General features: G+C 61.8%; 12 protein-coding genes and 2 pseudogenes. 3 read left to right on the top strand and 11 right to left on the bottom strand.

Annotation, left to right across the window (positions count from 1 at the left end):
• Positions 1-80: 80 nt before the first annotated feature.
• The 5 genes and pseudogenes from cobA to M2401_RS04325 form a co-directional block, all read right to left on the bottom strand.
• On the bottom strand, positions 81-833 hold the full coding sequence (gene cobA, locus M2401_RS04345; RefSeq protein ID WP_259100189.1) for a uroporphyrinogen-III C-methyltransferase: 753 nt from the start codon (positions 831-833) through the stop codon (positions 81-83).
• A complete protein-coding gene (locus M2401_RS04340) occupies positions 830-3592 on the bottom strand; it encodes a nitrate reductase (protein ID WP_259100186.1) in 2763 nt (920 codons plus the stop codon). Before M2401_RS04340 ends, cobA begins: the two co-directional genes overlap by 4 nt.
• Before the next feature lie 29 nt (positions 3593-3621).
• Positions 3622-4824: pseudogene (locus M2401_RS04335) on the bottom strand (NAD(P)/FAD-dependent oxidoreductase); the annotation flags it as partial.
• Between the two features lie 384 nt (positions 4825-5208).
• Complete coding sequence (locus M2401_RS04330; protein WP_259100183.1) at positions 5209-6867, bottom strand: bifunctional protein-serine/threonine kinase/phosphatase; 1659 nt, start codon at positions 6865-6867, stop codon at positions 5209-5211.
• Positions 6867-8078, bottom strand: a complete 1212-nt coding sequence (locus M2401_RS04325; RefSeq protein WP_259100179.1) for a NarK/NasA family nitrate transporter — start codon at positions 8076-8078, stop codon at positions 6867-6869. Before M2401_RS04325 ends, M2401_RS04330 begins: the two co-directional genes overlap by 1 nt.
• Positions 8079-8500: 422 nt before the next feature.
• Here M2401_RS04325 and M2401_RS04320 point away from each other — a divergent pair, with 422 nt between their 5' ends.
• The gene (locus tag M2401_RS04320; protein WP_259100176.1) at positions 8501-9526 is read left to right on the top strand and encodes a quinone-dependent dihydroorotate dehydrogenase; all 1026 of its coding nucleotides are present in this window, start codon (positions 8501-8503) and stop codon (positions 9524-9526) included.
• A gap of 249 nt (positions 9527-9775) precedes the next feature.
• On the opposite strand, the gene rmf is transcribed toward M2401_RS04320, so the two are convergent.
• The gene (gene rmf / locus M2401_RS04315; protein ID WP_080290409.1) at positions 9776-9991 is read right to left on the bottom strand and encodes a ribosome modulation factor; all 216 of its coding nucleotides are present in this window, start codon (positions 9989-9991) and stop codon (positions 9776-9778) included.
• A 575-nt stretch (positions 9992-10566) separates the two neighbouring features.
• Here rmf and rlmKL point away from each other — a divergent pair.
• Together rlmKL and M2401_RS04305 are read left to right on the top strand one after the other, a co-directional pair.
• Complete coding sequence (rlmKL, locus tag M2401_RS04310) at positions 10567-12819, top strand: bifunctional 23S rRNA (guanine(2069)-N(7))-methyltransferase RlmK/23S rRNA (guanine(2445)-N(2))-methyltransferase RlmL (RefSeq protein WP_259100173.1); 2253 nt, start codon at positions 10567-10569, stop codon at positions 12817-12819.
• A 254-nt stretch (positions 12820-13073) separates the two neighbouring features.
• Complete coding sequence (locus tag M2401_RS04305; RefSeq protein ID WP_259100171.1) at positions 13074-15470, top strand: diguanylate cyclase; 2397 nt, start codon at positions 13074-13076, stop codon at positions 15468-15470.
• Between the two features lie 9 nt (positions 15471-15479).
• Here the strand turns inward: M2401_RS04305 and dacB are convergent, their stop codons facing one another.
• The 5 genes and pseudogenes from dacB to M2401_RS04280 all read right to left on the bottom strand — a co-directional run bounded on the left by dacB (position 15480) and on the right by M2401_RS04280 (position 20895).
• Positions 15480-16949 carry a D-alanyl-D-alanine carboxypeptidase/D-alanyl-D-alanine-endopeptidase gene (gene dacB, locus M2401_RS04300; protein ID WP_259100169.1) on the bottom strand — a complete coding sequence of 490 codons (1470 nt, stop codon included), beginning with the start codon at positions 16947-16949 and terminating at the stop codon, positions 15480-15482.
• 419 nt (positions 16950-17368) lie between these two features.
• Entirely contained in the window at positions 17369-17713 is a 345-nt protein-coding gene (locus M2401_RS04295; RefSeq protein WP_259100168.1) for a YggL family protein, read from the bottom strand.
• Positions 17714-17785: 72 nt separating this feature from the next.
• Positions 17786-19492, bottom strand: a pseudogene (locus M2401_RS04290) (ATP-binding protein); the annotation flags it as partial.
• 76 nt (positions 19493-19568) lie between these two features.
• On the bottom strand, positions 19569-20672 hold the full coding sequence (locus M2401_RS04285; protein ID WP_259100165.1) for a phage integrase Arm DNA-binding domain-containing protein: 1104 nt from the start codon (positions 20670-20672) through the stop codon (positions 19569-19571).
• Positions 20653-20895 carry an excisionase gene (locus M2401_RS04280; RefSeq protein WP_259100163.1) on the bottom strand — a complete coding sequence of 81 codons (243 nt, stop codon included), beginning with the start codon at positions 20893-20895 and terminating at the stop codon, positions 20653-20655. The genes M2401_RS04285 and M2401_RS04280 overlap by 20 nt, the downstream gene beginning before the upstream one ends.
• Positions 20896-20936 lie beyond the last annotated feature (41 nt).

Genomic DNA, 20936 nt, shown 5'->3' with positions numbered 1-20936 from the left:
TCTTACCACGCTATATTGATTTATATATAGCGCGCGATATTAGCCTGATGGCATGGTGAGAAAAGCCCTTTGCAGGGCTTTCAGGCACAAGATGACAAAGATTGGGAGCTGGGCGATAACACCTGTCCGCTGGCCGCTACTGCACCGATGACCAGAATGGCCGGGCTCTTCAATTCGAAGTCTGCGGCGTCCTGCTGCATAGCGGCCAGTGAGCTGCGGCATTCGCGCTGATGGGGCAGGGAAGCGTTCTCGATCATGGCCACGGGAGTATCTGGGGCCATGCCACCGGCCAGCAGGCTGTCGCGGATCTCGCCCAGCTTGGCGACGCCCATGTACACCACCAACGTCGTGCCGCCCTTGGCCAGAGCCTGCCAGTCCAGTTGGCTGTCATCCTGAGTGTGAGCAGTGACCAGGGTCACGCCGCGACTGATCCCGCGCAGGGTCAGGGGAATGCCGCATTGAGTCGCCCCGGCCAGTCCGGCGGTAATGCCATTGACCACTTCCACCTCGACGCCATGGCCACGCAGCCACTCGGCTTCTTCGCCGCCCCGGCCGAAAATGCACGGGTCGCCGCCCTTGAGCCGGACCACGCAGCGCTTTTGCCGCACATAACGCAGCATCAGGCGATGGATAAAGGCCTGGGGTGTCGAGCGGCAGCCGCCGCGTTTGCCCACCGCAATGACCCGCGCATCGGGGCAATGTTGCAGTACGGCGGGGTTGACCAGATCGTCGATCAGCACCACATCGGCTTCGTTCAAGGCACGCACGGCCTTGAGGGTCAAGAGTTCGGGATCACCGGGACCTGCACCGACCAACCAGACTTTCGCACTCATGACGCACTCCTCACTGTGATCGGCGCTGCGGCCGTCAGCAGACGCTTGATTTCCGGCACGCAGGAACCGCACAGGGTCCCGCAGCCCAGTTGGCCTTTCAATTGATCCAGATCCATGCCGCGCTCGATACCGCCCAGCACGGCCGCTTCGCTGACGTTTTTGCAATTGCACAGGGTCTTGCCGCTGGCTGCTGGCTTGCTGCTCTTGCCCGGTGGCGTACTCAGCGGGGCCAACAGCCAGCGACGCAGGGATTCGTCGACCCGGCCTTCCTGCCAGAGCCCTTGCAGCCAGTGCCGGGCGGCGGTTTCCCCGGCCAGGCGGATCGCAGTGATGCGCCCGTTATCGAGGCGGATGCGTTTGCCCACCCCGTGTTTGCCATCGTCGTAAGCCATGACCGAGCTGCTTTCCAGGCCCAGCGCCTCGTCGATCTGTTGCAGCCACTCTGCTGCGGGCGCTTCGACACTGGCAGCGCGGATCAGCAGGGCCGGGCGCTCTCGTCCGACCAGGCTGAGGCTGGCGTAGGCAAAGGCGTCACACAGGGGGCGAATCTTCTGTAAATGACGCTGCACATCACCCTCGATCAGGATGAACAACTGCCATGGCAATTCGACCCGCTCCAGGCGCACGCCGGAGTGCTTCAGTTCCGGCTGCTTGGAGATGGCGTCATAGGCCGGTTGGGTCAGTACATTGACCCCACCCTTGAGGAAGCGCTCGCCCCAGTGCATCGGCAGAAAGGCCTGGCCGGGACGTACGCCCGGATCAGCGACGACGGGCACGATCAGGCTGGCCCGGCGGCTGTGCAGGCGCACCAGGTCACCGGCCTGCAAGCGATGGCGCTGCAGTTCATCAGGATGCAGGCTCAGCACCGCTTCGCTGACATGGCCGAATGATTGCGCGGCCGTACCGGTGCGGCTCATGCCGTGCCACTGATCGCGCAGGCGGCCGGTGTTGAGGGTCAGGGGATAGCGCGCGTCGCGCAGTTCTTTGGGCGCCTGATACGCTTCGCTGATAAAGCGTGCGCGCCCCGACGGCGTCGCAAAGATACCGTCCTGATACAGGCGTGTCGTGCCGTTTTGCGCGCCTTCGGGGAAGGGCCATTGCTGCGGCCCGCGTTGCTCGATCAGCTCATAGCCGAGACCGCTCAGGTCCAGATCGCGGCCGCGGGTCAGCTGTTTGTATTCATCGAACAGCGCCTGGGGCGAGGCGAAATTCAACAGGGCGGGGCTGCCGGGGCGTAGACGCTCCTGCAGACGCTGGGCGAAATCCACGGTGATGGCCCAGTCAGGCCGAGCCTGGCCCGGTGCCGGAATCGCTTTACGCACCCGCGACACCCGCCGCTCGGAGTTGGTCACGCTGCCTGCTTTCTCGCCCCAACTGGCGGCGGGCAGCAGCAGATCGGCGAAACGGGCGGTTTCGGTGGTGTGAAAGGCTTCCTGCAAGACCACGAACGGGCAGGTATTCAGCGCCTGCTGCACCTTGAGTTGGTCCGGCAGCGACTGAGCCGGGTTGGTGCAGGCGATCCACACGGCCTTGATGGTGCCATTGGCCATGCCGTCGAACAGTTCGATGGCGGACAAGCCAGGTGTATCCGGCAGCTCAGGTACCCCCCAATAGGCGGCAACTTCAGCGCGATGTTCGGGGTTGGCGACTTCACGATGCCCTGGCAACAGATTGGAGAGACTGCCGGTTTCGCGGCCGCCCATGGCATTGGGCTGACCGGTCAGGGAGAACGGTCCTGCGCCGGGGCGGCCGATCTGCCCGGTGGCCAGGTGCAGGTTGATCAGCGCGCTGTTCTTCGCGCTGCCGGACGTCGACTGGTTCAGACCCATGCACCACAGCGACAGAAAGCTTGGCGCCTGACCGATCCAGCGCGCGCAGGTCAGCAGATGGTCCAGGGAAATGCCGCAGAGTTCGGCGATTTTTTGCGGCGGGTAGTCGTGGACCAGGCTTTTCAGCTCGGCATAGCCCTCGGTGTGAGCCTCGATAAAGTCCTGGTCGATCCAGCCTTCCCACATCAGCAGATGAAGAATCCCATGGAACAGGGCGACATCGGTGCCTGGCAGAATCGCCAGATGCAGGTCGGCCAGCTCGCAGGTATCGGTGCGGCGCGGGTCGATCACGATGATTCTCATCTCGGGGCGCCGGCTTTTGGCTTCTTCCAGGCGACGAAACAACACTGGATGGGCGTAGGCCATATTGCTGCCGACGATCAGTACACAATCGCTCAGCTCGATATCTTCGTAACTGCACGGCGGGGCGTCGGCGCCGAGGCTGCGCTTGTAGCCGACCACCGCCGACGACATGCACAGGCGTGAATTGCTGTCGATATTGTTGGTGCCGACCACGGTCCGCGCCAGTTTGTTGAAGGCGTAGTAGTCCTCGGTCAGCAACTGGCCGGAGATATAGAAGGCCACGCTGTCCGGGCCGTGTTCGTGGATGGTCCGGGCGAAGAGGCTGGCGGCATGATCCAGAGCGGTGTCCCAGTCAGTGGCACTGCGGGGCAGTGACTTGCTCAGGCGCAGTTCCGGTTGCAGGGCTCGGGCGCTGAGATCGCCGGTCAGGTGCAGGCTCGCGCCCTTGCTGCACAGCTTGCCGAAGTTGGCCGGGTGCTGCGGATCGCCGCTGACACCGAGGATTTTCTCGTCGTCGTGTTCGATCAGAACCCCGCAACCGACGCCGCAATAGCAGCAGGTCGAGGCAGTAGTGCGGGTGTCCGTTGCTGGCACCAGGGTCAGGGGGGGTGTGCTTGGCAGTCCCATCACGCGGCTTCCCCGATTGCGACCGGCCAGTCCTGACCAAACATCAAATGATCGCGGATTTCAGCAATGGAGCGACCTTCGCGAATCAGCTGCATGTACCAGCCGCCGTCAACGGTGTCGCCATACAGGCAAGCGCCGACCAAGACGTCGTTGCGGATGACCAGTTTCTTATAGATCCCACTGAAGGGATCACGCAGGGTCAGGCTCTCGGTGCCTTCGCCGCCCATGAAGTCTCCGGCGGAGAACAGGTCGATGCCGGTGACCTTGAGCTTGGTCGAGGTCACCGAGCCCTTGTAGCGGGCGAAGCCCAGTTGCGCCAGGTGATTGGCGCAAACCTTGGCCTGCTCGAACAGCGGCGCCACCAGGCCATAGGCAATCCCGCGATGGCTGGCGCATTCGCCAATGGCATAGATGCGCGGGTCGTAGGTTTGCAGGGTGTCATTGACCAGAATGCCGCGCTGGCACTGCAGCCCGGCCTGCTCGGCCAGTTCGGTGGTTGGCCGGACCCCGGCAGCCATGACCACCAGGTCGGCGGCGACTTGCTCGCCATTGGCGAACTGCACAGCCTTGACCCGACCCTGATCGTCGCCCAGCAGGGCCTGGGTCTGTTCGTTGAGGCGAAAATTCAGGCCGCGACTTTCCAGCGCGTTCTGCAACAGCAGGCCGGCAGTCATGTCCAGCTGCCGCTCCAGCAGCCATTTGCCGATATGCACCACGGTGACGTCCATGCCGCGCAGCTTGAGGCCGTTGGCGGCCTCAAGGCCCAGCAGGCCGCCGCCGATCACCACGGCGTGACGGTGGGTCTTGGCGGTGTGGATCATGGTGCGGGTATCGGCGATGTCGCGATAGCCGATCACACCGTCGAGGCTATGGCCCGGAATCGGCGGAATAAAGGGCGTGGAGCCGGTGGCGATCAGCAGGCGGTCGTAGTGGGCCTGGGTGCCATCATCGGCAATGACCAGGCGCCGGGCCCGGTCGATCTTCACCACCCGACGGTTGAGCAGCAGCTGGATATTGTTATCCAGATACCAGCCTAGGTCGTTGAGCACGATATCGTCGAAGGATTGCTCTCCGGCCAGGACCGGCGAGAGCAGGATGCGGTTGTAGTTTGGGTGCGGCTCGGCACCGAATACCGTGATGTCGTAGAGGTCGCCGCTGAGCTTGAGCAGCTCTTCCAGGGTACGTACGCCCGCCATGCCGTTGCCGATCATGACCAGTCTGGGTTTTTTCATGGGTCTCTCCGGGCCTGCTCGACAAATTCCGCGCAAACAAAAAAGGCGTCCTGCCAGTTGCCTGGCAGGACGCCTTTGTCCTGTCCCGTTATCTCGGGAGGCGCCGCTTTCTTCGTTGAAAGCGAGCGCGATGTAGTTCTCTGCAGTTGGCTATGCAGCGGTTGTGCCAAGTGTCTATTGGTTGCGTTTGAGGGGGCGGGCGCAGGTGCTGTGTCAGGGTGCAACGTTGTGGGACCGGCTTTAGCCGGGAAGGGGCCAATGCAGCCGCCAGATTTCCCTTATCTTAAAGTCCCTTCCCGGTTGAAGCCGATCCCACATTAAAATCGCGTTGTTAGACATTGCTTGCACCATTGCGAGGCTTTTTGCACCGGATTGGCGCAATCCTCAGCCCTTGAGCAACCACACCATCAGGATCATGTTGATCGACAGCGAGACCAGTGCCAGGGTGCGCCAGACTTTCAACGGTTCCCGCTCCAGCAACGGTTGGCGACGAGGGGCAAGGGGTTGGTGTTCGGCCTGTTCCAATTGCAGCAGCCATTGTTCGGCGGTTTCAAAGCGCTGTTGCGGATCCACCGCCAGGCCCTGCATCAGGTTCTGTTCCAGGCCATCGGGCAGATCCGGGCGATAGCGACTGGCCGGGACCGGGCTGGCGAAACGACGCTGCTGAAAGGCCTCGATCTCGCCGTAGGGATAGTGTCCGGTCAGCAGGTAATACAGGGTGACGCCGACGGCATACAGATCCTGTTGCGGATCGGGTGGCGCGCCCTTGAAGGCCTCCGGGGCAATGAAACTCGGGGTGCCGGGCAATTCACCAAGTGCCATGACCGACAGGCCGGGGCAGAAGGCCAGGCCGAAATCCAGCAGGCGCAGTTCGCCGTCATCGCTGAGCAGCAGGTTGTCCGGCTTGATATCGCGATGAATGATATTGCGTCGATGCAGCAGGCCAACGGCGCGCAGCAGGCGATTGGCCAGATCCCGCCATTGCGGCACCGGCAGCGGTCCGCTGCCTTCGAACAATTGCGCCAGGGTGCGGCCGGGATATTCGCGCATCAGGTAATACAGATGCTGGCGCTCCGGGGCGGGGTGAATCTCCGGGAACCACCGGCCGGCGACCCGGCGCAGAAACCACTCCTCAAGCAGCAGGGCGGGGCCGGCTTCGCTGTCCTGATGGCGGCTGTCGGGCAAGGTCTTGAGCAGCCAGGGTTGGCCCTGGTCGTCCTGCACCCGGTAGAGCAGGGATTGACGCGACTCGTTGAGCAGGCGGGTCACCTGCCAGCCCTCGAAGCGCTGACCGGGTTTCAGCCGTGGTGGCAGGGGCCATTGCTGCAACTGGCGCAGGGTGTCGCCGAGATCGTCCTGACCCAAGGCGTCGATCTGCACCAGCAGCGCGCTGGCATTGTCTTGACTACCGGCCCGGTGCGCCGCGCTGACCAAGGTCTGCACGGCACTATCCAGGTCCGTCTGTTCGTCGAGAATGGCGCGAATATGGCTGTCGGCGAGGGTCGCCCAGACGCCGTCACTGAGCAGCAACAGTCGCTCGCCAGCCTGCAGCTCGCCGTCCAGGTAGTCCATGACCACATGCTGATCCAGGCCCAGAGCGCGTTTGAGCACATGCTGCATGTCCGGTTGTTCCCAGACATGGTCTTCGCTCAAACGCTGCAAGTGCCCGGTCTGCCAGCGATAGGCCCGGCAGTCGCCGACGTGGGCGAGGGTAAAGCGTCGGCCACGCAGGACAAGAGCGCTGAGGGTGGTGAGCAGGCCGTTGGCCAGCAGCCAACGGTTCTGCGCCAGTAACAGACGGTCCAGCGCCTGGGTGATACCCCAGGTTTCCGGGGTCGAATAGTAGTCCAGCGCCAGGGCCTGCAAGGTTGACTGGGCCGCCAGCCTGCCGTCCTGGCATTGGCTGACGCCGTCGGCCAGGGCGAACAGATAACCTTTGCTGGCGGCCAGGGCCGGGGCCGGGGTGACCAGGCGCACAGCGTCCTGATTCTCCGCCCGCGGACCGCTGGCGCTGAACTGGGCAACCCGCAGTTGCAGGCCCATCAGACCCGCGCTGCGGTGACGGCAGCCGAACCCCAGGTGGTTCTCCAGCGACGCTTGACGTTGAGCAGGCCGAACCAGGCCAATACTCCGAGCAGAGCGAACAGCCACAGGCCCAGTTGGTAGTCACCGGTGTTCTGCTTGATCGCGCCCAGACCCGCAGCGAGCAGGAAGCCGCCAATGCCGCCAGCCATGCCGATCAGGCCGGTCATTACGCCGATTTCCTTACGAAAGCGTTGTGGCACCAGTTGGAATACCGCGCCATTACCGGCACCGAGGCCGAGCATCGCCGAAACGAACAGTGCCAGCGCCACCCAGGAGCTGGGGATATGGAAGCCCACGGCAGCAATGCAGATGGCCGCTACGGTATACATGAACGACAGGGTGCGAATACCGCCGAAACGATCCGCCAGCGCGCCGCCCAACGGACGCATCAGGCTGCCACCGAAGACGCAGGCGGCGGTGTAGTAACCGGCGGTTACCGGGCTCAGGCCGTACTGGTCGTTGAAGTAACCGGGCAGGGCGCTGGCCAGGCCGATGAAGCCGCCAAAGGTCACACTGTAGAAGAACATGAACCACCAGCTGTCACGGTCGCCCAGGGCCTTGAGGTAGTCGGCGCGGGATTTCGGCTTACTGCGTTCCGGAGCGTTGCGTGCCATCAGCGAGAAGGCGATCAGGGTCAGGATCAACGGGATCAGGGCAAAGCCGAAGACGTTGGTCCAGCCGAACGCTGCGGCCAGTACCGGCGCGATCAGAGCAGCAAATACTGTCCCGGAGTTACCGGCCCCGGCGATGCCCATGGCTTTGCCTTGATGCTCTGGCGGATACCACTGCGAGGCCAGGGGCAGGGCGACGGCGAAGGACGCACCGGCCATGCCCAGGCACACACCGAGCAGCAGGGCCTGGCTGTAGCTGTGAATACCCAGTTGCCAGGCGCCGAGCAGGGCGACGATGACGATGACCTGGCCAATGATACCGGCGGTCTTCGGTGACAGTTGATCGGCCAGCATCCCCATCAGAAAGCGCAATACGGCCCCGGCCAGGATCGGTGTGGCGACCATCAGCCCGCGCTCCTGGGTGCTCAAGTGCAGGTCAGCGGCAATCTGCACCGCTAGGGGGCCGAGCAGATACCAGACCATGAAGCTCAGGTCGAAATACAAAAAAGCGGCAAACAGGGTGGGTTTGTGACCGGCCTTCCAGAAACTTGTACTCATCGAACACCTCATCTGCAAAAGGGGAACCTGTCGGGCCGAGGACCGCGACGGATAAGAGGTGGAGCGCACACACGGCGGCTCCACCGGCTCCAGACCGCGGAGCCAAGACGAAAAAAAACGTCGCAACCCGATTCGCTGTTCAGCGAAGGGGTAGGCGACGTCTTTGTCGTATTCAGTGGGGCAACCGCCGTTGGCTGCCTGTATAATGGCTTTAGCAAAAGCCGGGCCAAACCTGGCAAACGCCAGCCTGAGCGGGTTGGCGGGGAGCGCGAGTATTGCAGGGTGCCTGCAGCGGTTCTGCTTTGGTGCGCGCAAGGGGCGGGTGCTTCAAGAGTGATCACTGCGCAAACGCGGTCGCGCGCACCCTTTGAACTGTCTATAATCCCCGCCCTGTCTCCAGCCTCCTCGAGCCGCGCCCGCCCATGTATAACCTGGCCCGCCAGTTACTGTTCAAACTCTCCCCCGAGACCTCCCACGATCTGTCCCTGGACCTGATCGGCGCCGGTGGCCGCCTGGGCCTCAATGGCCTGCTGAGCAAGGCGCCTGCGCGTCTGCCGGTGACGGTCATGGGCCTGGCGTTCCCCAATCCGGTGGGGCTGGCGGCGGGCCTGGACAAGAACGGCGCGGCCATCGACGGTTTTGCCCAGCTGGGTTTCGGCTTTGTCGAGATCGGCACCGTGACGCCGCGTCCGCAGCCGGGCAATCCGAAACCACGGATTTTCCGCCTGCCCCATGCCGAAGCCATCATCAACCGCATGGGCTTCAACAACCTGGGCGTGGACAATCTGGTCAATCGGGTCAAGGCCGCCAGCTACAAGGGCATCCTGGGGATCAATATCGGCAAGAACTTCGATACCCCGGTCGAGCGCGCCGTCGACGACTACCTGATCTGCCTGGACAAGGTTTACGCCCACGCCAGCTATGTCACGGTCAACGTCAGTTCGCCCAACACCCCGGGCCTGCGCAGCCTGCAATTCGGTGACTCGCTCAAGCAACTGCTCGAAGCCTTGAGCGTGCGTCAGCAGGCCCTGACCCTGCAACATGGCCGCCGCGTGCCCCTGGCCATCAAGATCGCCCCGGACATGACCGACGAAGAAACCGCGCTGGTCGCGGTCGCCCTGATTGAAACCGGGATGGACGCAGTCATTGCCACCAACACCACCCTGAGCCGTCAGGGCGTCGAAGGTCTGCCCCATGCCGACGAGGCCGGTGGCCTGTCGGGTGCGCCGGTGCGGGAGAAGAGCACCAATACGGTCCGCGTGCTGGCTGGTGAGCTGGCCGGTCGTCTGCCGATCATCGCTGCTGGCGGCATCACCGAAGGCCGCCACGCCGCCGAGAAGATTGCGGCCGGGGCGAGCCTGGTGCAGATCTACTCTGGTTTCATCTACAAGGGCCCGGCGCTGATTCGTGAATCGGTGGATGCGATTGCGGCGATGCCGCGCGGCTGATCGCAGACTGTGGGAGCCAGGCTTGCCTGCGAAGGCTATGTGTTGGTTTATAGATATGTATCGGATGTACCGACCTCTTCGCGGGCAAGCCTCGCTCCCACGAAAATGGTGCAGGACGATTTATCGTTGAGCCCATAAAAAAGGGCTCCATAAAGGAGCCCCTGGGCCGCAGCCCGCCGTCCGGATGGGACGTGCATGGTTTTCAGTAAAGATGCAAAGTTTGATTGTCAGTCGATGAGTCCAGCTACCTTAGCCGACCGCGTGAAGTTCGTTGAGTCTGTGGATGCCCGCAGTGCCAGTCATACCGTCCCAGTTGTCGCCACGTCCTTCTCGCCAGCCATTGATCCAGGCTTGGCGTACCGACGGTAGAGTAAAAGGGCAAAGCTCACGGGATTTACCATGAACGCCAAATTGATATCCGCGTAAAAATGCTCTTTCCAACGGATCACGCTTAAGTCTTCTCATAGGGTGTTGCCCTCGTTTGTTGACTGTTATGTCCCTGAGACCTCTTGCTCGAGGTCGGGCAGAATATTTCTGCCGTTGGTGCCCGCTGCCGGCGTCGCGGGCCTGGATGTCGTCACCGTTGCAGTGACAACCTGTGGTGATTTCTAACCAATGCATGGGGCGCTGTGAATGACCGTTTTTTCATAAGCAAGTCATATTTGGAGCGCTTGGGCGATAAGCACAGATATGTTTCAAAACTGAGAATTTGCGCAGCCCCCCTGTATCAAGGCTTTCAGAGAAGTCTGAGAGTGTTTCTCAACTGCGGGTGATGGCCGTATGCAGTCAGGGGTTATTCGACGAAGGGTCATGATGTGACTTTTTGTCGCCGCGGTTGTCAGGCCCAATAGCTGTTTTTGCTGTCAACCTGTTGCGTGGCCGTTACGGTCGCTTATGTTTACTGTCGCACTGACACTACCGTTGGTGCGGCGGACCGGCACAAACTCTGTGCCACGCAGGCGTTCTCCAAGAAAGACGCCTGTTTAAATCTGGCTGGCAATGCGTTGCCCGCCGCTTATGGCTCAGGCCCTGGAAGTCTCATGTCGGACCGTTACGAACTTTTCCTCACTTGCCCCAAAGGCCTGGAAGGGCTGCTTGCCGAGGAAGCCACTGCGCTGGGCCTTGAAGAGACCCGCGAACACACCTCGGCCATCCGTGGCAGCGCCAGCATGGAGACGGCCTACCGCCTGTGCCTGTGGTCGCGCCTGGCCAACCGCGTGTTGCTGGTGCTCAAGCGTTTTCCGATGAAAAACGCCGATGACCTGTATGACGGCGTGCTCGACATTGACTGGCAGGATCACCTGGAAGCCGACGGCAGCCTGGCGGTGGAGTTCAGCGGCCATGGCTCGGGGATCGACAACACCCACTTCGGCGCCCTGAAGGTCAAGGATGCCATCGTCGACAAACTGCGTACCGCTGACGGCCTGCGCCCCTCGGTAGACAAGCTCAACCCGGACCTGCGCGTGCACCTGCGCCTGGACCGTGGCGAAGCCATTCTGTCCCTCGACCTGTCTGGTCACAGCCTGCACCAGCGTGGCTATCGCCTGCAGCAGGGCGCCGCGCCGCTCAAGGAAAACCTCGCTGCCGCGATCCTGATACGTTCGGGCTGGCCGCGCATTGCCGCTGAAGGCGGCGCCCTGGCCGACCCGATGTGCGGTGTCGGTACATTCCTGGTCGAGGCCGCGATGATCGCCGCCGACATCGCGCCCAACCTCAAGCGCGAGCGCTGGGGCTTCACCCAGTGGCTGGGTCACGTCCCGGCCCTGTGGCGCAAGCTGCACGACGAGGCTCTGGAGCGTGCAGCCGCCGGTCTGGCCAAGCCGCCGCTGTGGATTCGCGGTTATGAAGCTGACCCGCGACTGATTCAGCCGGGCCGCAACAACATCGAACGTGCGGGCCTGAGCGACTGGATCAAGGTTTATCAAGGTGAAGTCGCGACCTTCGAACCGCGTCCGGACCAGAACCAGAAAGGCCTGGTGATCTGTAACCCGCCCTACGGCGAGCGCCTGGGCGACGAGGCCAGCCTGCTGTACCTCTACCAGAACCTTGGCGAACGTCTGCGTCAGGCCTGCCTGAACTGGGAAGCCGCCGTGTTTACCGGGGCCCCGGACCTGGGCAAGCGCATGGGTATTCGCAGCCACAAGCAATATGCCTTCTGGAACGGCGCCTTGCCGTGCAAGCTGTTGCTGATCAAGGTCCAGCCGGATCAGTTCGTTACCGGCGAGCGTCGTACCCCCGAGCAGCGCCAGATCGAGCGGGAAAATCCGGTCGAGGAAGTGGTTGAAGAGCGCAAGCTGAACAAGAACGGCAACCCGATCAAGCCGGTGCCGGCGGTGATCGAACAGCCACGCCTGAGCGAAGGCGGGCAGATGTTTGCCAACCGTCTGCAGAAGAATCTCAAGCAGATGGGCAAATGGGTACGCCGCGAAGGCATCGACTGCTATCGGGTCTATGACGCCGATATGCCGGAATACTCCCTGGCCATCGACCTCTATCACGACTGGGTCCATGTGCAGGAATACGCGGCGCCCAAGTCCATCGATCCGGAAAAGGCCTCGGCCCGTCTGTTCGATGCCCTGGCAGCGATTCCCCAGGCACTGGGCATCGACAAGAGCCGGGTGGTGATCAAGCGTCGTGAGCGTCAGAGCGGTACCCGCCAGTATGAGCGCCAGAGCGCCCAGGGCCAGTTCCTGGAAGTCGGCGAAGGCGGTATCAAGCTGCTGGTCAACCTGACCGACTACCTCGACACCGGCCTGTTCCTCGATCACCGGCCGATGCGCATGCGCATCCAGCGCGAGGCCGAGGGCAAGCGCTTCCTCAACCTGTACTGCTATACCGCCACGGCCAGCGTACACGCAGCCAAGGGCGGCGCCCGCAGCACCACCAGCGTCGATCTGTCGCGCACGTACCTGGACTGGGCACGGCGCAACCTGTCGCTCAACGGCTTCTCCGACAAGAACCGGCTTGAGCAGAGCGACGTCATGGTCTGGCTGGAAGCCAGTCGCGATGAGTACGATCTGATCTTCATCGACCCGCCGACGTTCTCCAACTCCAAGCGTATGGAGGGGGTGTTCGACGTGCAGCGCGATCAGGTGCAACTCATCGACCTGGCCATGGCGCGCCTGGCGCCGGGTGGCGTGCTGTATTTCTCCAACAACTTCCGCAAGTTCGTGCTGGAGGAGAACCTGGCCGAGCGTTATGCCGTCGAGGAAATCACCGCCCAGACCGTCGACCCGGACTTTGCCCGCAACAGCAAGATTCACCGGGCGTGGAAAATTACCGCGCGGGCGTGATCGGATAGCGGGTTTTGCAAATGGCCCTGTTGGAATGAGGGTATGTGGGAGCCGGCTTGCTGGCGATGGTGGTAGACGAGTCACGGACGCTATTGCGAGCGCTTTGCGCTCGATCGCCACCAAGGCGGCTCCCACAGTACTGTGCAGTCCCATGGTATTGGCGAGATATTTCGCATCCCTGATTAGTGGCGAATAGCTACAAGCCAACTACAGTGAGGGTGTGCCATATCCTGCCGATGTCGTGAGTTCTGCGTATGTCTTCCAAGCAGTTCAGACCCAAGATTCTCGGCTTTATCAGTGAGCAAACATCTGCCTGGATGGTTGCGATCGTCGCTTTTCTGATAGGGGCCATGCTTACAGCGATGCTGGCCATGGCCAGCACCGAACTTTATCAACGCCAGCTTCGCCAGCGTTTCGATCTGCTGGCGGGGGAGCGGGTCAGTCGGATACAGGAGCGCCTCGACAATCAGGCCCGTCGTCTGGACAGCCTGCGACGTTTCTTTCTCTATTCCGATGAGGTCACTCGCCGGGAGTTCGCTGGTTTTGCCACGCCACTGCTGATCAGCACCGAGGCCTACGCCTGGGCGCCTCGGGTCACGGCTGCTGAGCGTGCGACCTTCGAAAGCAAGGCGCGGGAGGATGTGCGGGCCGACTACAGCATTCTTGAACTGGACGGGCAGGGCGGATTTCGCCAGGCAGGTCAGCGCGAGACCTATTTTCCCCTGCTGTTTGTGCAGTCCATGGGGCGTACGGCGGCCCCGGCGGGCTTTGACATGCTCTCCGTACCCTTGCGTCAGGCAACCCTTGAGCACGCTTATCAATTGGGCACCATGGTTGCCAGCCCCCGCACCGAGCTGCTCGGGCACGACGATGGCCGCGCCGATGGCGTTCTACTGGTGTCTCCGGTGCAGTCCAGCGTCGCCAGGACCGATGGTCAGCCCCGCGATGTACTGGGCTATCTGATCGCCGCAATCAATCTCAAGCAATTGATGACCGAAGGCCTGCCTGTGCAGGACAACCTGTCGGTGAGTCTGCGTGATCTGACGGCTCCCGCAGACTTGCAGTTGCTCTACCAGTCGCCCTCCGATGCGGCGAGCGAGATGCTGCGGGTCAGCTCGCTGCTGGGTATGGCGGATCGGGATTACCTGCTGGAAATCCGTCCTACCCTCACTTTTCTCAGTGCCAACGAGTCGTCCACCGGTGATGTGATCATGCTCGGCGCAATGCTGAGTCTGTTGCTCAGCGGCTTGCTCTACAGCCTGGTCAGCCAACGCCAGCGGGCCTTGTATCTGGTCGATCAGCGCACGGCAGAGCTGCGCATGCGTGAGCAGCAACTGCGCGGCACCCATGGTCAATTGCGCAACGTGCTCAACGCCGCAACCGAAGTGGCGGTCATCGCTACCGACCTCAATGGCGTCATCACCACCTTCAACGTCGGCGCACAGAAAATGCTCGGCTATCGCGATGAGGAGGTTCTGGGGCGGCTTTCATTGAAGGATTTCCAGCTGAGCGCCGAGCTGGAGCGCCATGGCGAACAGATGAGCCAGCGTTACGGCCGGCTGATTTCCGCCGCTGAGGCGCTGTTCGTCGAAGCCGCCGAGGAGGATGGCCATGAGTCCCAGGAGTGGACCCTGGTGCGCCGCGACGGCAGCTCGTTGCAGGTCAATATGCTGGTGACAGCGGTGCGCGACGAGCAGGAGCAATGGGTGGGCTATCTGGCCGTGTGCATCGATGTCACTGAGCGCAAGCGCGTCCATGAAGCGTTGGCGGCGCGGGATCAACTGCTTGAGAAACTCAGTGCCAATGTCCCCGGTGGCATTTACCAATACCGTCTTGAGAGCAATGGCCGCTCCGGGTTCACCTACACCAGTGTCGGCATGGGCAGTCTGTTTGAGTTGTCCGAGGAAGACATGCGCGCCGATATCGGAGTGATCCTGGCGCGGATCAATCCCCTTGATGTCGGTCGGGTCAAGGCTTCAATTCGTCAGTCCGCTGACCATCTCACGCCGTGGCACGAAGAGTATCGAGTCGAGTTGCCGGTTCAGGGGCAGCGCTGGATACGCGGCGAGGCGACGCCTGAGCGGCAGAGCGACGGCGCGATTCTCTGGCATGGTTTCTTCTCGGACATTTCCGACACCAAGCGGGTCGAGGAAGAGTTGCGGGCGCTGTCAGTGACTGATGTGCTGACTGGCGTCTACAACCGGCGTTTCTTCCAGGATCGATTGCGCTCGGAATTAGCGCGACTGGAGCGTTATGGCGGGGAAATGTCAGTGATCATGCTGGATATTGATCACTTCAAGCGGATCAACGACAAATACGGTCACGGCATGGGCGACAAGGTCCTGCAGACAATTTGCCAACGCATCAGCCAGCGGTTGCGCCGCAATGACGTGTTTTGTCGCCTGGGCGGGGAGGAGTTCGTGGTGCTGTGCCCCGGCACCAGCGCCTGGCAGGCACAGGAGCTGGCCCTGCAGTTATGGCAGTCGTTGCGCAATCAGCCGATCGACGGCGTCGGCCCGGTTACGGCCAGCTTCGGTATTGCTGGCTGGCGCGACAAGGAGGACGGCGACGCGATGCTGCTGCGCGCCGATTCGGGCGTCTATGCGGCCAAGCAGGCCGGGCGCGACCGGGTCGAGCCGGAACGCGCCTGACGGCTGATATCAGGGCTGCTGGATCGACACGCTGGCGTTGCCCAGCTTGGGTTGGCGATACAACTCCAGCAACACTTCATCGAGCAGCGACGACAGGCCGAACGGTCGTGGATCGTTGAGGATCGCGACCACGGCCCATGTATTGCCATTGCTGTCACGACTGAAACCGGCGATTGCGCGCACGGTGTTCAGGGTGCCGGTCTTGATGTGCGCTTCACCCAGCAGAGGACTGCGCTTGAGGCGCTTGCGCATGGTCCCGTCCATGCCGGCGATAGGCAGCGAGCTCATGTATTCGGCGGCGTAGGGGCTGTTCCAGGCGGCCTGCAGCATGACGGCCATTTCCCGGGCGCTGACCCGTTCGGCACGGGACAGGCCTGAGCCGTTTTCCATGACCAGATGCGGTGCAGTAATGCCTTTTTTCGCCAGCCACTGGCGTACCACGCGCTGTGCGGCCTTGGCGTCATCGCCATCGGCTTCATTGCGGAAGGCTTCGCCCAGGCTCAGGAACAGCTGCTGAGCCATGGTGTTGTTACTGAATTTATTGATGTCGCGGATGATTTCCGCCAGGTCTGGGGAGAACGCCCGGGCCACTACCTTGGCGCTGTCCGGCACATTGGCCTGGCGATCTGTACCTTGAATAGTACCGCCCAGTTCCTGCCAGATAGCGCGCACGGCCCCGGCGGTGTAGGTCGGGTGGTCGAGCAGCGACAGATAGGTCTGGGAACTGCAGCCGTCGGCCAGGGGGCCGCTGACCGTTACAGCCACGCTGCCGTCGGGCTGTGGCGCCGGGCTGTAGCGCACGTCATCGCCGCATTGCTTGGAGGCCAGGGGCTTGACCTGGTTGATCACATGGATGCTGGCGATGGGTGGCTCCACCGAGATCATCACCTTGCCGCCATCATTGCGGGTAACGAAGCGCAAAGCCTTGAGGTTGACCATCAGCGCGTCCGGCTTGACCAGGAACGGCTTGTTCTCGTCGTTGCCGTCGTCGTTGAATTCCGGCAGTTGCGGCTGGATGAAGAAGCTGCGATCCAGGACCAGGTCGCCGGTGATCTGCTGTACGCCGTTGGCGCGCAGGTCACGCATCAGCAGCCAGAGCTTTTCCATGTTGAGCTTGGGATCGCCGCCGCCCTTGAGGTACAGATTACCGCGCAGCACGCCGTTGCTCAGGGTGCCGTCGGTGAGGAATTCGGTTTTCCACTGGTGGGTCGGGCCGAGCATTTCCAGGGCGGCGAAGGTGGTTACCAGCTTCATGGTCGACGCCGGGTTGACCGATACGTCGGCGTTGAACACGGTCGGCGTGCCGGGGCCGTTTAGCGGCAGCATTACCAGGGACAGGGCGTTATCGTTGAGCTTGGCCGCCTTGAGCGCCTGCTCGATCTTCGGGGGCAGGGCGGTGTTGATCGTTGCAGCGTAGGCAGGCAGTGTCAGGGGCAGGAACAGGGTGGCGAACAATAGTGGACGTAAAGACTTGATCATCAAAAAAACCCTAAAGCAAAAATAAGGGTGAAGAAGAAGGCGTGAAAAGGTGCCCTCGACGTAAATGCCGGTAAAACAAGCAATTTTGCTAACAAATGAAAATGACAATTGAATAGATCGGCATTATGCCCGAAGCCAACGTGACTTGTGCCTAACTACGAGCGTCCGGCGGGATTTTTTTGTTGTGTGTTGGAGCGAGGCTTGCCCGCGAATTGAACGACGCGATCTGTCAGGTCCACCCCGTCAAGGCATTTGCGGGCTAACCTCGTTCCTACGGGGCACTGTTTTATTGCGCGAGGGCGCGCGCTCCCGGCTAAAGCCGGTCCTACGGATTTGCCGGGCCCTGCGCTTGGTGGGTGCAGAAAGCAAAAAAGCCACCCCGAGGGGTGGCTTTTTCGTGCAATCAAGCGGCGTTGCTATCAGGCAGCCGGATTGATCGGCTTTTCCGGATACCAGGCGTCCAGCAGCGGGCTGACTTCAACCTTGGTCAGTTCGCTGCGAGCCTTGAGCCAGGCTTCAACGGTAGCGCGCTGCTCTTCGCTGACGGAACCGCGGTTGGCCAGGCAGACCAGACCGTAGTCGTCACCGCCAACATAGTCCAGACCGTTGGCGTCCATGGCATCAGCCAGGAAAGCGTCGAGGAAGGCATCGATTGCCTCGTCACCCAGGTCCTCTTTGAATTCCAGGTTCAGCTCAAAGCCCAATTCCTGGAACTCGTCCACACAGAGCTTTTTGCGCAGACGACGGGAGCGGTTAGTGGCCATGAAGCGATCCTCTTAAGTAATTTCGGGGCGCAGTCTACCAGTTAAGTCGGGGCAACGTCTGCTCGGCTGCCATTAAGGTTGATGAGTGTCTGTCTGTTGTAGTTGCAATGCCTGTTCCAGCTCGACCAAGGCTCGCTCGACCGCTTGCTGGCAGGCTTTGAGCTCGCTGATCGAGGCGTGGTCGTTGCAGGCTCGCTCCAGCGCTTCACAGGCTTCGATGACCGCGCTGGCGCGGATGATACGTGCGGCGCCGCGAATCTTGTGGGCGATTTCCCGCAGGCCACCGCGATCATCGCTGACGATCAGTTCCGCCAGTGCCTCCCGATCCTCCCGGTTGCTGCTGATCAATTGCGCCAGCAGGCGCTGGATCAGCTCCGGGCGGTCGCCGGTCAGGTTACGCACGCTGTCCAGGCTATAACCGGGGGATGGCGGGGCAGTCTGTTGCGGGGCAATACCACTCAGGCGCTCGCTCAGGGAAGTCAGGCCGATGGGTTTGAACAGGCAATCGTCCATGCCCGCATCCATGCAGCGCTGCTTCTCCTCTGATTGGGCGTTGGCGGTAAAACCCAGCACAGCGCTGCGGGGCATGTGCTGTTCCTGCTCGTGCCGACGGATCGCCCGCGTCAGGTCATAGCCGTTCATGACCGGCATGTTGCAGTCGGCAATGACCACGTCAAAGGACTTTGCCAGCCAGCTCTGCAGCGCCATGGCGCCGTTTTGCGCGGCTTCGCAATGATGGCCGAGAAACTCCAGTTGCTGACACAGCAGCAGGCGATTGGCCGGGTGGTCGTCCACTACAAGGATGCTCAGACGCGGGCTGGCGTGTGCCGGAGGATCGCGTTGCAGGTGCGCAGGGTCGAGAGGCTCCAGGGTCGTCAGGTCGAGCGCCATGGACACCTGGGTACCCATACCCTGTTCGCTGCTCAGGCTCAGAGTGCCGCCCATCATCTCGCACAGGCTGCGGCAGATCACCAGACCCAGCCCGGCGCCGGTTCGGGCCAGTTGGCCGCTGTTGTCGGCCTGGGCAAAAGGTTCGAACAGGCGCTGCTGATCGGCGGCACCGATACCGATGCCGCTGTCCTGAATCAACACACGCAGGTGAAGCTGCTGCGGGTTCGGTGCTGCGTCGGTCTGCAGACTGACTCGCACATGACCGCGTTCGGTGAACTTGATGGCGTTGCTGATCAGGTTGGACAGGATCTGCTTGAAACGTAGTGGATCGATCAGTACGTCGACGTTGATTCGGTTGTCCAGGTCCAGTTGCAGGCTCAGATTCTTTTGCCGCGCCAGGCCTTCGAACACCCGTACCACCGACTCCACCAATTGATGCAGGTTGGCTCGCTCGGGGCTCAGGGCCAGTCGTCCCGACTCGATGCGGGCGATGTCGAGAATGTCGCCGATCAGCTCCAGCAGATCCTTGGCCGAACTGTAGGCCACCTCGATCGCCGGACGGTCCAGATGACCCTGGTCGGCGCGTTTAAGGGCCAGTTCGAGCATGCCGATCACGGCATTCATCGGGGTGCGGATTTCATGGCTCATGGTTGCCAGGAAGGTGCTTTTCGCCCGGTTGGCATCGTCGGCCTGGTCTTTGGCGGCGCGCAGATCTTCCAGCAGGCGACGTCGCTCGCTGATGTCCAGCCAGCCTCCGATGATGCCCTTGACCTCGCCCAGGGAGTCGCGGAACGGCAGGATCCAGTGATAGATGGTCAGCCTGCGGTTGGCGATATGCAGGGTGCGGTCGAGAATCATCGGGCTGTTGCTGGACAGAATGCGCCGATGGCGTAAGCGATTGAATTATAAGGGGAGAAAAGCTTCTCCAATATCTCCCCAATATTCCCCCGAAACTCATCGAGGCTCAGGCAACATCAATCCAATCGGTGCCTCGGCCGTCCTTGTACATCTCGGTCATGGCGGCCGTTCGATGCCCCAGCAGCTTCTGCGCATCGCGGCCTTCGGCTGCATGAAGCCTTGCGGCCAGGGATCGCATTTCGTGGAAGCTGGGAGGGTGTTCGCCGAGGTCAATGCCAAGTGCGGCAGCGCCCTCGTCTCGGGCCTTGGCGAACTGTAGCGTCAGCGTGTCCAGTTTGACGGGCGAACCGGCTTTTGCCACGGCTACAGTTTTGGAGTGATGTATGAAGTGCTTCGAAAGCACCTTATCCCTGCAGCGCTTGATCACGGTCGCAAGGTCCAGGTCAATCGCCTCAAGCCTGAGCGACGTGCTCAGGCGAAGACGCATCCCGGTCTTCGATTGGATGACATACAGAAAACCGTCCTCCACGTCCTTGAAAAGCATCGACCGGATATCGTCCCGGCGCTGGCCGGTGATCAAGGCGAGCTCCATTGCTCGCTTCAGCCATGGCCTGTCTGTGGCTTCGTAAGCGGCCTTCCACAGCTCCAGGCTTAGGCGACTGCGCTTCACCTTCGATCGTGCCGCCTTGGTAGCGTCAACTGGGTTGTGGTCGCACCAGCCGGCGGCGATGGCCTCAACGAAAACGTCTCTCAACATCGACCGGAGGGCCCTCGACATGGGCGCCTTACCTGCCTTGGTGTATGTCGAAAGGAACGTGGCCACATCCATTGTTCTGATCTCGCGCAGGTACTTCTCGCCGAGCGCTACCTCGATCGCTTTAATTCTGCTCTTGTAGAGGTTCATCGAGTGGATGCCCAGGCCCTTGGCGGCATAAATCACTCGGTACTCGACAAGCCATTCGCTGAAGGTTTTGCCCTTGTCCTGCGGCGGCTCTGCCAGCCTGGCACGTAGCGTTGGTTTGAGGACTTCAGCGTGGTTGGCAGCCACCGCCTCGATGATCGCAGCTTCCTTGTCTTGTCCCAGGCCGAACATGCGGCCGCTCACCGGGTCCCGGTAGGTGTAGTAGGTCTTGCCATTGCGCTTGTCGGTTTTGCGATAGAGGTTGGGCGGCAGGTCTTTTGATCCAGTTTTACGCGGCCTGGGAACCATGGCGTGCACTCGCTATTCGGCTGATGAGGCTGTTTCCCCTCGGGATTCGTTCCAGCACCTCGGGCTCTTGGTAGCTGGCGTTCTGCTCGACGTAGTAACGGTTGCCGTGTTTGACCGGGGTAGGGTTGATTCGCCCGGCCCGGATCCAGGCACGAAGCGTGGCGGCGCTGGGCGGGGTCTTGTACTGCTCTGCCGCCCATTCTTCGAGAGTCATTTTAGGCATGGTTGCCTCCAGGGGCCGCGCGGGGCGGCGGAAGGGATAAT

Source organism: Pseudomonas sp. JUb42 (genome assembly GCF_024807945.1).
GTDB lineage: Bacteria > Pseudomonadota > Gammaproteobacteria > Pseudomonadales > Pseudomonadaceae > Aquipseudomonas.
Note: the sequence above shows the minus strand (reverse complement) of the source record. Positions and strands in the feature narration are given on the sequence as shown.

Excerpts from the sequence above, each read along its gene's own strand:
- cobA (WP_259100189.1), bottom strand. The coding sequence starts at position 833 with ATGAGTGCGAAAGTCTGGTTGGTCGGTGCAGGTCCCGGTGATCCCGAA.
- M2401_RS04340 (WP_259100186.1), bottom strand. The coding sequence starts at position 3,592 with ATGGGACTGCCAAGCACACCCCCCCTGACCCTGGTGCCAGCAACGGAC.
- M2401_RS04330 (WP_259100183.1), bottom strand. The coding sequence starts at position 6,867 with ATGGGCCTGCAACTGCGGGTTGCCCAGTTCAGCGCCAGCGGTCCGCGG.
- M2401_RS04325 (WP_259100179.1), bottom strand. The coding sequence starts at position 8,078 with ATGAGTACAAGTTTCTGGAAGGCCGGTCACAAACCCACCCTGTTTGCC.
- M2401_RS04320 (WP_259100176.1), top strand. The coding sequence starts at position 8,501 with ATGTATAACCTGGCCCGCCAGTTACTGTTCAAACTCTCCCCCGAGACC.
- rmf (WP_080290409.1), bottom strand. The coding sequence starts at position 9,991 with ATGAGAAGACTTAAGCGTGATCCGTTGGAAAGAGCATTTTTACGCGGA.
- rlmKL (WP_259100173.1), top strand. The coding sequence starts at position 10,567 with ATGTCGGACCGTTACGAACTTTTCCTCACTTGCCCCAAAGGCCTGGAA.
- M2401_RS04305 (WP_259100171.1), top strand. The coding sequence starts at position 13,074 with ATGTCTTCCAAGCAGTTCAGACCCAAGATTCTCGGCTTTATCAGTGAG.
- dacB (WP_259100169.1), bottom strand. The coding sequence starts at position 16,949 with ATGATCAAGTCTTTACGTCCACTATTGTTCGCCACCCTGTTCCTGCCC.
- M2401_RS04295 (WP_259100168.1), bottom strand. The coding sequence starts at position 17,713 with ATGGCCACTAACCGCTCCCGTCGTCTGCGCAAAAAGCTCTGTGTGGAC.
- M2401_RS04285 (WP_259100165.1), bottom strand. The coding sequence starts at position 20,672 with ATGGTTCCCAGGCCGCGTAAAACTGGATCAAAAGACCTGCCGCCCAAC.
- M2401_RS04280 (WP_259100163.1), bottom strand. The coding sequence starts at position 20,895 with ATGCCTAAAATGACTCTCGAAGAATGGGCGGCAGAGCAGTACAAGACC.